Consider the following 11914-nt stretch of genomic DNA (forward strand, 5'->3'; position numbering starts at 1 on the left):
TCAGATGTGCAGTCCGCACTCGGTCTTGCTGAACGCCGCCCACCGGCCCGAGCGCGGATCCTCGCCCTCGGCGACCGGCTGGGTGCACGGCTCGCAGCCGATCGAGGGGTAGCCCCACGACAGCAGCGGGTTGACGACGATCTCGCGTGTCGAGGCGTACGCGGCGACGTCGTCCTCGGTCCAGGCCGCGATGGGGCTGACCTTGACCAGCCCGTTGCGCTCGTCGAAGGCCACGAGCGGGGTGGTCGCCCGGCTCTCGGTCTCGTCGCGGCGGACGCCCGAGAACCACACCTCGTAGCCGGCGAGCGTCTTCTGCAGCGGGATCACCTTGCGACGCCGGCAGCACAGCCCCGGATCGCGGGCGAACAGGTCGCGGCCGAACTCCTCGTTCTGAGCGGCGACGGTCTGCTCGGGGTACACGTCGATGAGGCGCACGTCGAGGGTCCGCTCGACCTCGTGGCGCGTGAAGATCGTCTCGGTGAAGTGGTAGCCGGTGTCGAGGAAGATCACGTCGACGCCGGGCAGGTGCTCCGACACCATGTACGGGATCGTCGCGTCGGCCATCGACGACGCCACCGCGGCGGCCTCGACGGCGAAGGTGCGCGCCACCCACTGGAGCACCTCGTCGGCGCTCGCCTCGTGATCGGTCAGGCTGCCGAGTTCGGCGTTGCCCGCCTCGGCGAGCGCCCGCAGCTCGTCGCGCGACCGCAGGCGCCCGGCGCGCGGGGCGAGGGTCGCGGTCATTGCAGAGCCTCCTCGTCGGCGCGGTGCGCCCACTGGGCGAACGTCTCGCCGGCATCCGCATCGCGCTCGGCGAGGAACCGGCGCACGACGCGCTCGGTGTAGTCCGCGATGCCGTCCGCGGCGACCTTCAGGCCGCGCACGGTGCGCCCGAGCCCTGCTTCGGCCCGGTCCTGCGAGGCCAGCCCGCCACCGAGGTGCACCTGGTAGCCGGGCACCTGCTCGCCGTCGATCGTGACGAGCTGGCCCTTCAGGCCGATGTCGGCCGTCTGGATGCGGGCGCATGAGTTCGGGCATCCGTTCACGTGGAGCGAGATCGGATGCGGCAGGTCGAGCCCGGCGAGGCGCTCTTCGAGCGCGAGCACCGCCGCGGTCGCATTGCCCTTGGTCTCGACGATCGCGAGCTTGCAGAACTCGATTCCGGTGCACGCGATGGTGCCGCGGCGGATGAGACTGGGGCGGGCCGAGAGCCCGAGCGCGTCGAGCTCGGCGACCAGCGACTCCACGCGTTCGGCGGGGATGTCGAGGACCACGAGCTTCTGGTGCGGCGTCGTGCGCAGGCGCGTCGAGCCGTGCGCCTCGATCACATCGGCGAGCTTGGCGAGGGTGGGCCCCGAGACGCGCCCGACGATCGGCGTTACGCCGACGTAGAACCGGCCGTCCTTCTGGCGGTGGACGCCGACGTGGTCGCCGGGCGTCGCCGGCGTGGGGGCGGCGGGGCCGTCGGGCAGCGCGTAGCCGAGATACTCGTCCTGCAGCACCTGGCGGAACTTCGCGGCTCCCCACTCGGCCAGCAGGAACTTCAGCCGCGCCTTGTTGCGCAGGCGCCGGTAGCCGTAGTCGCGGAAGATCTGCGCGACGCCGTGCCAGACATCGGCCACCTTGGCCGGCTCGACGAACACGCCGAGGCGCTCCGCGAGCCGCGGCGCCGTCGACAGGCCGCCGCCGACCCACAGGTCGTAGCCGACGCCGTGCTCGGGGTGCTCCACGGCGACGAAGGCGACGTCGTTGATCTCGTGCACGACGTCCTGCGCGGGGTGTCCGGTGATGGCGGACTTGAACTTGCGGGGGAGGTTGGCGAGGGACTCGTCGCCGATGAACCGCGAGGTGATCTCGTGGATCTGGGGTGTGGCGTCGATGAGCTCGTCCGCGGCGATCCCGGCCACCGGCGACCCGAGCACCACGCGCGGCACGTCACCGCAGGCCTCGGTGGTCCCGAGGCCGACGGCCTCGAGACGGCGCCAGATCTCGGGCATCGACTCGACCTGGATCCAGTGCAGCTGCACGTTCTGCCGGTCGGTGAGGTCGGCGGTGTCCCGCCCGAAGTCCTGGGAGATGCCCGCGATGACCCGCAGCTGCTCGGTGGTGAGCTGGCCGCCGTCGATGCGGACGCGCAGCATGAAGAACTCGTCCTCGAGCTCGTGGGGCTCGAGGGTCGCGGTGCGACCGCCGTCGATGCCGGGCTTGCGCTGCGTGTAGAGGCCCCACACGCGGAACCGGCCGTGCAGGTCGGTGGGGTCGATCGACGAGAAGCCGCCCTTCGCGTAGATCTGCTCGATGCGCTCGCGGACACTCAGTCCGTTGTCGACCTGCTTCCACTCCTCGTTGGCGTTGAGGGGCGTGGGCCCGTCGACCTTCCACTGCCCGTTCGGCCGCGCCGACGGGCGCGTCGGTCGCGCCCGGGCGCCCTCGGGTCGAGGGGCGGGCGTGCGGGTGGAGGAGCTGCTGATCGTCACCCTGGCGAGAGTAGAGACGCCGGGCGCGTGCCGTGCCGCTGTGTGTCAACGGCCGTTACGGGCCGCAACACGACGTCACACGGGGAGGGGAGGGGAATCGCCGAGCGCCGGGCCGATCAGCATGCCGCGCGGTAGCGGTCGACCACGATGTCCACGAGCTCGACGGCCGGTGCGTCGTCGAGGAGGGGCCTCGCGACCGCGGCGCCGGCCGAGACCTGGACCGCGAGATCGTGGAAGTAGCCGGGTGCGAGCAGGTAGTTCGCGACGAGGACGCGCTCCGCGCGCGACCGCGCCGCCTCGACCGCGTCGCCCAGTCGCGGGTCCGCGGCAGCGAGGAAGCCGACCTCGACGTCGCGGCCGAGCAGGTCGGCCAGCATCCGCCCCGTCGCCCGGCAGTCCTCGTTCGCGCGTTCGTCGCTCGAGCCCGCGACCGCCAGCACGACGGCGTCGTCGGGGCCGCCGTGCAGGTCGGCGAGGCGGGCCGCGAGCAGCGCCGCCAGGCGCGGGTCGGGTCCGAGGGCCCCGGCGATGGTGGCGTCGGCCCACGGCGCGGACTGCTCGACCAGGTCGACGTGCACGTGGTAGCCGGCCGAGAGCAGCAGCGGCACGATGACGACCGGCTGATCGCGACCGATGGCGGTGAGGGATGCCGTCACGTCCGGCTGCTGCACGTCGACGTGGCCGAGGCGCACGGGGACGTCCGGGAGCCGCGCGGCGACGGCCGCGACGAGTGCCGCGACGGCCGCCTGACCGTGCGGGGATGCGGTGCCGTGGGAGATGGCGAGGAGCGTCGCGTTCGGCATGCCCCCATTCTGACGCCCCCCGGTGCGATCGCCCCGCGCGCGGGAGTGCGGGCCGCCCTCGGCATCGGCGGAGGACGGCCCGCGGCGGCTCACGAGACCCGCTCGGTCTCGGCGTGCCGGTGGCCGTGCACGTGCTCGCCGCACCCGCCGCCGTGGTGGCGGGAGTGGTGACGGCCGTGGCCGAAGCCGTGGCGGCGGCCGGACCCGTGTCCGAACCGCGGCGCGTGCCCGATGTCGCGCCGGCGCGGGCCGGTGCGCAGCGGACGGCTGTCGTCGTCCCATCCGAACGCCCGCGCGATCGCCTCGAGCGAGGCGACGGTGGTCGCGAGGTCCTCAGGGCTCACCGCGTCGTGGATGCGGGCGCGGACGGAGCCGAAGACGTCGGCGTCGTCGCCCTCGGCGAACGCGCGCGCCAACTCGTCGCCGAGGACGTCGTCGACGGCACGCAGCCAGTAGACGAGGGGGCGTCGAGGTGCTTCCGATGTCAGGTTCTCTTCGTCGGTCATGGTGTGTTCCTTTCGTGGGGGCGGCGAGGCGCCCAGTGCATGTCATATGACATGTGCATGCAGTGTGACATATAAGACAGAAGCATGTCAATTCGCATGTAAAATCAGGGTCGTGGCGAACGACTCACGCGACCCCGTCGACGCGATCGCGGACGCCCTCGCGCGCCTGCGTGCCAAGCGGATGCCACGGCCGCCCTGGGCGGGAGGCCCGCAGCCGCTGCGCGGACCGCTGCCCCACGTCGGTCACGGCCACGGCGGGCCGCACGGCGGCTTCGGTCACGGCCGCGGTCACACCGGGCCCGGCGGGCGGCTCGGCGGCCCGGCACGGATGCGCCTGCTCGAGGCCCTCGCTTCGGCGCCTGGACCGCTCGCCGTGGGCGAGATCGCCGACGCGGTCGGCGTCGACCAGCCGCGTGCATCGCGCCTGGTGCAGCAGGCCGTGGAGATGGGCCTGGTCGCACGTGAAGCCGACCCCGAGGACGCCCGCCGGACGCGGGTGGCTCTCACCGACGCCGGACGCGAGGCCGTCCGGGGCCTCCGCGGCGAAAGGCGGGAGTCGGTGGCCGCGGCGCTCGAGTCGTTCACCGATGACGAACGGCGCGAACTCGCGCGTCTCCTCGGGAAACTCGCCGACGGCTGGCCCGCCTGATCCGCGGCCGTGCACCGCTCGGCCGCCGGTGACGGCCCGTTCGCGGGTTACGTCGACCGGACACTCTCGGTACGGTGAGGGCAAGACCACCTGGCCGGAAGGTGCGACATGACCAGCGAATCACCGACCACCAAGGCGCCTCAGCCACAGCCTCACGGAGGGATCGTCGCCCCCTGGGTGATGTGGCCCGCCGCGATCGTCGTCGTGGCGTTCAGCGCGTTCTGTCTCATCGCGCCGAGCGCGGCCGAGGCGATGTTCGGCGCCATCCAGTCCACGATCGTCAACGCGTTCAACTGGTACTACGTGCTCATCGCGGTGTTCTTCGTCGCCTTCTGCCTCGTCGTCGGCTTCAGCAAGTACGGCGACATCCGGCTCGGCGCCGACGATGACGAGCCCGAGTTCTCCATCGGGGCGTGGTTCGGACTGCTGTTCGCCGCCGGCATGGGGATCGGTCTGGTCTTCTACGGCGTCAGCGAACCGCTCAGCCACTTCGTCTCGCCCCGGCCGGGCGTCACCGGCACCCCCGAAGAGCTCGCCGCGCAGGCGATGGGACAGACCTATCTGCACTGGGGCGTGCAGGCCTGGTCGATCTACGTCGTGGTCGGCCTCGGCCTCGCCTATGCGATCCACCGGCGCAAGCGCCCCATCTCGATCCGCTGGATCTTCGAGCCGATCCTCGGCGACCGCGTCAACGGCGCGTGGGGCAACGTGATCGACGTCGTCGCGCTGGCGGGCACGATGTTCGGCGTCGCGACGTCGCTCGGGCTCGGCGTGCTCCAGATCAGCTCCGGGCTCGATTCGGCCGGGCTGGTGGAGCCCTCCACGATCTCGCAGATCGTCATCATCCTCGTCATCACGGTGTTCGTCCTGGCCTCCGTGCTCTCGGGGGTCACCAAGGGCATGAAATGGCTGTCGTCGACGAACCTCCTGCTCGCCGGGGTCCTGGTGCTGCTGTTCCTCGTGCTCGGCCCCACCGAGTTCCTGCTGCGCGAGTGGGTCCAGTCGATGGGCTACTACATCCAGAACTACGTCGCGCTGTCGTTCAACGTCAACGCGTGGCAGGGCGAGGCGGGCGAGGTCTGGGAGGCCGGGTGGACGGCGTTCTACTGGGGCTGGTGGATCTCGTGGGCGCCGTTCGTGGGCATCTTCATCGCGCGCGTGTCGAAGGGCCGCACGGTGCGCCAGTTCATCATGGGCGTGATCATCGTGCCGACGCTGATCGGCATCCTGTGGTTCGCCATCCTCGGCGGGTCGGCCGTCTACCAGGAGCTGACGGTGCCGGGTTCGATGACGCTGCCGGACGGCTCGGTCGATCTCTCGGGTGCGCTCTTCACCCTGCTCGGGTACATGCCGGCCACGACGTGGCTCACCATCGGGGTGATCGTCCTCGTCGGGATCTTCTTCATCACGTCCTCGGACTCCGGCGCGCTCGTGATGGGGATGATCGCCACGGGCGGGCAGATCAATCCCCGCAAGCGCATCCGCACGCTCTTCACGCTGCTCACGGCGATCCTGGCGATCGCCCTGCTGCTGTCGGGCGGACTGACCGCGCTGCAGACGGCGGCGATCATCATCGCCCTGCCCTTCAGCTTCGTGATGCTCGGCATCTGCTGGGCCACGATCGTCGCGTTCAGTCGTGAGCGCCGGGCGTACGACCGCGCCCAGCGCGCGCTGTTCGTCGACCGCATCGGCGAGTTCTACGGGCTCGAGACCGGGCCCACCGACATCATCGGCCGGCGTCGCCCGAGATGGCAGAGGCGCCCGCCGGGGAAGGTCCCGGTTCCCACCGGCGCCGGCGAGGAGAAGGAGGAGCACGTGGATCCGTTCGTGCTGACGCATATCGAAGGAGATGTTCCGCCGCGGCGTGCCTCGGCCGCAGCGCTCGAGATGGAGAACGCCGCCGTCGGAGGCGTGTCGACGGAGGACGTCGACGACCTGGTCGAGCACGACCCGCGCGCGGCGGGCGACTCGCACCACATCCCCGACCGCACCGCCGACGACGACGGCAAGGACCCGCTCGGCTGAGGACGGCGATGGCCAGGGACACGGCCGGCCGCCAGGTCAGCGGTCGCGGCCGTCTCGCTGGTCGGCGCCGGGGCGCCGGTCGCGCTCGCCGCCTGGTTCGCGATCGACGCGGCGGCGGCACCCGAGCCGCCCGCCTACGCCGACGTCGGCGAACGTCAGACCGCCGAGATCGCGGTCGCGGCCGACCCGGGATCCGGCGGCTCCGCAGGTATCGACGCCGAATGGGCGTCGGCGATCGCCGCGCGCACCGGCATCCCGGAGCGCGCGCTCCACGGATACGGATCGGCGGAGCTGCGGATGGCCCGGGAGCAGCCCGCCTGCGGCATCCGCTGGACGACCCTCGCGGGGATCGGCGCGACCGAGTCGGCGCACGGCACGCACGGAGGCGGGGCGCTGAACGCCGACGGCGTCGCCCAGCCCGCGATCTACGGCCCCGATCTGCTCGGCATCGACACCGCGCGCATCGACGACACCGACGACGGCGCCCTCGACGGCACGGCCGAGATCGACCGCGCCGTCGGGCCGATGCAGTTCATCCCCGCGACGTGGGCGACGTGGGGCTCCGACGGCGATGGCGACGGCCGGGCCGATCCTCAGCAGATCGACGATGCCGCGCTCGCCGCGGCGCGGTATCTGTGCCGCTACGGCGACCTGTCCGACGCCGACACGTGGCGGACCGCGGTGTTCGCGTACAACCACCTCGAGTCCTACGTCGATCAGGTCGCCGCGACGGCGGTCGCCTATGCGCGCGGCGCCGACGGCTGATCACCCGCCGGTCGCCGCGCGTCGCGTCAGAAGCTGGTGACCAGGTCGCCCAGCACCGACTTGACCTTGGTGGGGTCGGTGGCGTCGTAGTAGTGGGCTCCGGTGGCCTTCGAGATCGCCTGCAGCGTCTCCACGTCGGCGTCCTCGCCGTACGCGAGTGTGAAGACGAGGATCGGCGTCTCGTGGTGCAGGTCAGCCAAGTCTGCCAGCAGGTCGTCGCGCCCCGTCCCGGCGCCGGAATCGGTCGCGTTCCGCCCATCGCTGAGCACCACGATGGCATTGATGCGATCCGAAGACCATTCCTCGGCCATCGCCGCAGCGGCTTCGTCGACCGCCTGATACAACGGTGTGTGGTTGTCGGCCGGAGCAGTGAGTGCGTTCAGGCCGGCCACGAAGTCGTCGCGGGTCTGCGCGATGTCGGCGACGGGAGAGACCTCGCCCGGAACGAGCGCCCCCGAGGAGTCCTGCGAGAAAGCAGCCAGGCCGACGTTGTCACCGTCGGTGAAGTGGTCCAGCGCGAGCTCGATCGCGTCCTGCGCGCCGGTGAGCTTCGTGTCCTCGTCCGTAATGGGGTCGTTCATCGACCCCGACACATCCACGAGGAACAGCACGTTCGCGCGCTTGCGGACGTCGGGGAACGCCTCGTTCACCGCCACGACGACATCGGATCCCGGGAGGGCGCGGGCACCCGCCGGCTCGGCCTCGAGCGCGCCGACGTCCATCACCGAGGCGTCCAGCTCGCCGTTGAGATCGCGGTAGCCCGACTCGCGGACGACCTGCTGGCCCTGGGCGGTGCGCGTGTAGCGCAGGAAGTCCTCGGCGGCCGCCTTCTGCCCGTCGGTCACCCAGTCGCCGGTCAGCACGACCGCGGGGTTGTCGGCGACATAGAAGCCGTCGGTCGGGTAGACGGTCACGAGCTTCTCGCGCGGCGGGTCGGACTCGATGCGCGTCGCGCCGTCACGGCTCGTGATGCCGCGGTTGTAGTCCCACACCGACTTCTCGTCGACGATGACCGCCGACAGGAAGTCCGCGGCGGAACCGGCCTGCTCGGCCTGCCGTGCGTGCCACAGGAAGTGCTCGGGCGTCGACATGTAGTGGCTGACCGACAGCTCCTGCTCGGTGACCGCTGCGGCGATGGCCGGATCGGCGATCGTGGCGGCGCTGACGTCGTCGAGGGAGCCGGCGGCGGTGCCGTAGGACGCCAGCATCGCGGCTTCGCCCGAGGTCGCTGCGACCGGCGAGGTCTTGCCCAGCTTGAACGAGCCCCATTCGGGGTAGCCGAGGTCGGACCAGAGGTTCTCGTCGGCTGCGGCTTCGAAGACATCCGCCCACGACGGCGCCTCGACGTCCCAGCCGATGGCGGCGGCCAGCGGCTGCGGCATCGCCAGCACGATGTTGGACTCGGCGGTGCTCTCGCCCGAGGCGGGCACGACGTCCTCGGCGCCCATGTCGCGCGCGACGGCGAGCCACGTCGAGGCATCGGGCATCCAGACCGTCGGCTGCTCCATCGAGGTCTGGCTGAAGCCCGACGCCGACTGCTCGGCCGCGTAGCCCGACTTCTCGCGCTCGGCGCTCACGGTCACGCACGAGCCGTTCACGTCCCGGGGCTCGTCGTTGTAGGCGGCGGCGAGGGCCGCGACCATCTCGGCGTTCTCGTACGACGACAGCACCGAGACCTCGGTGCACGGATCCGAGCCCGCCGCTGCGGCCGGCTCGTCGTCGGGGAAGGCGATGGGCTGGTCGGCCACGGCGCGGACGATCAGGACCGAGAGCGTGCCGATGGACGCGATCATGAGCACGATGACGGCGGCCGTCGTCCAGATGAGGATGCGGCGTCGTCGTTCGGCGCGCTCGGCGCGTCGCTGATCGATGGCGGAGGGATTGCTCACCGGGGGGCCTCCGGCGGTTCGTCGTCGGGAGTGGTCGGGCCGGCGCCCAGACGCCAGCGACGGCGGGCGGAGCCCGTCCGTGACTGCGAGCCTAGCCGACCCGACCTGAGAGCGAGCCGCGCGGGCCGGCTCCGCTCAGCGCGTGGTCGTGTTGATCATCCCGATGATCACCGCGGTCCACCAGCTGGCCTGCGACACCGTGGCGCTCCAGATGCTCCACGCGCGCATCGACAGCGGCAGCGCGCCGAATCGGACCTCCGCGGGCAGCCGCGCGAGCTCGTCGGTCAGCCGCGTCATCGCGACGCCGTTCATGGCCGCGAGCAGCACGGCGCACATCTTGATCACCGTGAGCGGGTTCGTCAGGTCCGGCTGCAGGAACGCGCCGGAGGCCAGCAGCGCGAAGATCCCCATCCACGCCAGCGGCGAGACGGTGTGCTCGATGCGACGGACGTCCTCGAGGGTGTTGCGGCCGACGGCCCACAGCAGGCCCTTCGTCTCGAGGAGGACGGCGGCGCCGAGGCCGACGATGACGCCGCCCAGGTGCACGAAGAGCGCGGGGATCCGCATCCACTCCGGCGGGACCGCCGTCATGCCCACCCACAGCGACAGCCCCATCGCCAGGAGCACCGCCCAGTAGGCGAGGGCCCGTTCGTGGCGGGCGATTCGCCGTGATTCACGGAGTCGGACGGACACGGTCGGGAGGGGTTCTTTCTTCCGGGCGGACGGGGCACACCCCCCGAAGGCAGGTTAGCGGACTCCGGGGGGTGTGTCGGATCACGCCCGTCAGTCGATGACGGCCTGCTCGGCGCGCACGGGGAGCATCAGCAGGAGCCCTGCGAGCAGGACGAGGACGATGCCGAGGATGCCCAGGCGCGTGCTGCCGGAGAGGGCGACGAACGCCGCGAAGAGACCCGGCGCGAGGAACGACACCGCGCGGCCGGTCGTGGCGTAGAGCCCGAAGATCTCGCCCTCGCGGCCGGTAGGTGTGATGCGGGCGAGGAACGAGCGGCTCGCGGTCTGGATCGGGCCGACGAAGGCGGTCAGGATGAGTCCGGCGATCCAGAAGCCGATGGCGGCGGTTCCGATGAACAGGACGGCGGTTCCGGCGACCACGAGCCCGATGAGCGAGGCCATGATCACGGCCTTGGGCCCGAAGCGATCGTCGAGGCGGCCGGCGAGGATGGTCGAGATCCCGGCGACGACGTTGGCGGCGACGGCGAAGTAGAGCACTTCGGATGACGAGAACCCGAAGACCTGTGCCGCGATGATCGCGCCGAACGTGAACACGCCGGCGAGCCCGTCGCGGAAGACGGCGCTGGCCAGCAGGAACAGCAGCACCTGGCGGTTTCCATGCCACAGCTTCGTGATGGTGCCCCACAGCACGCGGTACGAGCGGAAGAATCCGACGCGGTCTCCCCGCTCGCGCGCCGGCGCCTCGGGGACGCGCACCAGGACCGGGATCGCGAAGGCCGCGAACCACACCGCCGAGGCGAGCACCGCGACACGGATGTAGAGTCCGCCGTCGGTGGGGACTCCGAGAAGGCCCGCGCGGCCGTCCACGCCGAAGCTCTGGATGAACAGCGCCAGCAGCAGGATCAGCAGCACGATGCCGCCGACATACCCCATGCCCCACCCGAAGCCCGAGACGCGGCCCATGTTCTCGCGTGTGGAGACCTGCACGAGCATCGCGTTGTAGCTGACGCCGGCGAATTCGAAGAAGATGTTGCCCACCGCGAGCAGCGTCGCGCCCAGCACGAGGTAGGACGGGGCGGCCTCGACGAAGAACATCGCGGCCATGGCCAGCACCACCACGGACGTGTTGATGCCGAGCCAGAGCTTGCGCCGCCCGCTGCCGTCGGAGCGCTGGCCGAGCACGGGCGCGAGCACGGCGATGAGCAGACCCGCGATCATCAGGGCCCATCCCACGACGCTGGCGTTGTCGGCGAGCGCTCGCACGAGCGCCGGGTCGGCGTCGTTCCCGCCGGCGGCGGACACGATCGTCGGGTCGACGAACGCCGTCGAGGCGAGGTAGGTCGAGAAGACGAACGTCGTGACGACGGCGTTGAAGGCCGCGGAGCCCCAGTCCCAGAGCGCCCAGGCGAGGACTCCCTTCCGGCGGGTTCCCCCGCCGAGGTCGGGGACGGTCTTGGACGGCGGAGACGGCTGCTCGGGCAATGGCATGTCGGTCACGCTAGGACCCTTCGGTGAACGGCGGGTTCCGCCACGGGTGCGCCGCATCCTCGCGGCATGCGTCAGGCTACACGCGGGATCCGGCGAGGAGGCCGCACGGCTGATGCCATGATGGACGCATGTCCGTGCACGTCGAACGAGCCGAGCTACCCGGAATCGGCACCCGTCATGACATCGAGACCGAGGAAGGCCGCCGCCTCTCGGTCGTCACGTTCCGCGAAGGCGGCCGCGAGATCTCGGTCGCCGACGAGGGCGATCCCGACCGCGCCGCCGAGACCGTCGCGCTCACCGACGAAGAGGCGACCGCGCTGTCGGAGGTGCTCGGCGGATCGGTGATCATGACCCAGATCGCGGGCCTGCGCGAGCAGGTCGCGGGGCTGTCGACCAAGCAGATCACCCTGCGGGCGGACTCCCCCTACGCGGGCCGGCCGCTGGGTGACACGCGAGCGCGCACGCTCACGCGCTGCTCGATCGTGGCGATCGTGCGCGATGCCGGGGTGATCCCCGCGCCGGCGCCGGACGACGTCCTGCACGTGGGTGACACCCTCGTCTCGGTGGGGACCAGCGAGGGCCTGCAGAAGCTCGCGGACATCGTCGACGGAGTCTGACC

The 11914-nt window shown here is 71.4% G+C and carries 11 protein-coding genes; 4 read left to right on the forward strand and 7 right to left on the reverse strand.

The genetic code is table 11. The annotated features are described in order from the left end of the window. The 4 genes from HD594_RS03715 to HD594_RS03730 form a co-directional block, all read right to left on the reverse strand. The gene (locus HD594_RS03715) at window positions 1-744 is read right to left on the reverse strand and encodes a phosphoadenylyl-sulfate reductase (RefSeq protein ID WP_184749673.1); all 744 of its coding nucleotides are present in this window, start codon (window positions 742-744) and stop codon (window positions 1-3) included. Then, on the reverse strand, window positions 741-2477 hold the full coding sequence (locus tag HD594_RS03720; RefSeq protein WP_373877203.1) for a nitrite/sulfite reductase: 1737 nt from the start codon (window positions 2475-2477) through the stop codon (window positions 741-743). The genes HD594_RS03715 and HD594_RS03720 overlap by 4 nt, the downstream gene beginning before the upstream one ends. A gap of 116 nt (window positions 2478-2593) precedes the next feature. Further along, the gene (locus HD594_RS03725; RefSeq protein WP_184749674.1) at window positions 2594-3280 is read right to left on the reverse strand and encodes a sirohydrochlorin chelatase; all 687 of its coding nucleotides are present in this window, start codon (window positions 3278-3280) and stop codon (window positions 2594-2596) included. An 89-nt stretch (window positions 3281-3369) separates the two neighbouring features. Then, a complete protein-coding gene (locus HD594_RS03730; RefSeq protein WP_184749675.1) occupies window positions 3370-3786 on the reverse strand; it encodes a hypothetical protein in 417 nt (138 codons plus the stop codon). A gap of 112 nt (window positions 3787-3898) precedes the next feature. Here HD594_RS03730 and HD594_RS03735 point away from each other — a divergent pair, with 112 nt between their 5' ends. The 3 genes from HD594_RS03735 (at window position 3899) to HD594_RS03745 (ending at window position 7225) form a co-directional block, all read left to right on the forward strand. After that, window positions 3899-4435 carry a MarR family winged helix-turn-helix transcriptional regulator gene (locus HD594_RS03735; protein ID WP_271171292.1) on the forward strand — a complete coding sequence of 179 codons (537 nt, stop codon included), beginning with the start codon at window positions 3899-3901 and terminating at the stop codon, window positions 4433-4435. A 108-nt stretch (window positions 4436-4543) separates the two neighbouring features. Beyond that, window positions 4544-6460, forward strand: coding sequence for a BCCT family transporter (locus HD594_RS03740; protein ID WP_184749676.1), 1917 nt, complete (start codon window positions 4544-4546; stop codon window positions 6458-6460). 297 nt (window positions 6461-6757) lie between these two features. Next, window positions 6758-7225, forward strand: a complete 468-nt coding sequence (locus HD594_RS03745; protein WP_184749677.1) for a lytic transglycosylase domain-containing protein — start codon at window positions 6758-6760, stop codon at window positions 7223-7225. Between the two features lie 26 nt (window positions 7226-7251). Here the strand turns inward: HD594_RS03745 and HD594_RS03750 are convergent, their stop codons facing one another. From HD594_RS03750 to HD594_RS03760, 3 genes are all read right to left on the reverse strand, one after another. Next, window positions 7252-9114, reverse strand: coding sequence for a vWA domain-containing protein (locus tag HD594_RS03750; RefSeq protein WP_271171293.1), 1863 nt, complete (start codon window positions 9112-9114; stop codon window positions 7252-7254). A 135-nt stretch (window positions 9115-9249) separates the two neighbouring features. After that, window positions 9250-9807, reverse strand: a complete 558-nt coding sequence (locus HD594_RS03755; protein WP_184749678.1) for a hypothetical protein — start codon at window positions 9805-9807, stop codon at window positions 9250-9252. 90 nt (window positions 9808-9897) lie between these two features. Next, entirely contained in the window at window positions 9898-11295 is a 1398-nt protein-coding gene (locus tag HD594_RS03760) for an MFS transporter (RefSeq protein ID WP_184749679.1), read from the reverse strand. A gap of 128 nt (window positions 11296-11423) precedes the next feature. Between HD594_RS03760 and HD594_RS03765 the strand changes: the two genes are divergently transcribed. Continuing rightward, the gene (locus HD594_RS03765; RefSeq protein WP_184749680.1) at window positions 11424-11912 is read left to right on the forward strand and encodes a cation:proton antiporter regulatory subunit; all 489 of its coding nucleotides are present in this window, start codon (window positions 11424-11426) and stop codon (window positions 11910-11912) included. Window positions 11913-11914: the final 2 nt, after the last annotated feature.

The sequence above is a fragment of the Microbacterium thalassium genome (genome assembly GCF_014208045.1).
Classification (GTDB): Bacteria; Actinomycetota; Actinomycetes; order Actinomycetales; family Microbacteriaceae; genus Microbacterium; species Microbacterium thalassium.

Excerpts from the sequence above, each read along its gene's own strand:
- HD594_RS03715 (WP_184749673.1), bottom strand. The coding sequence starts at position 744 with ATGACCGCGACCCTCGCCCCGCGCGCCGGGCGCCTGCGGTCGCGCGAC.
- HD594_RS03725 (WP_184749674.1), bottom strand. The coding sequence starts at position 3,280 with ATGCCGAACGCGACGCTCCTCGCCATCTCCCACGGCACCGCATCCCCG.
- HD594_RS03730 (WP_184749675.1), bottom strand. The coding sequence starts at position 3,786 with ATGACCGACGAAGAGAACCTGACATCGGAAGCACCTCGACGCCCCCTC.
- HD594_RS03740 (WP_184749676.1), top strand. The coding sequence starts at position 4,544 with ATGACCAGCGAATCACCGACCACCAAGGCGCCTCAGCCACAGCCTCAC.
- HD594_RS03745 (WP_184749677.1), top strand. The coding sequence starts at position 6,758 with ATGGCCCGGGAGCAGCCCGCCTGCGGCATCCGCTGGACGACCCTCGCG.
- HD594_RS03760 (WP_184749679.1), bottom strand. The coding sequence starts at position 11,295 with ATGCCATTGCCCGAGCAGCCGTCTCCGCCGTCCAAGACCGTCCCCGAC.
- HD594_RS03765 (WP_184749680.1), top strand. The coding sequence starts at position 11,424 with ATGTCCGTGCACGTCGAACGAGCCGAGCTACCCGGAATCGGCACCCGT.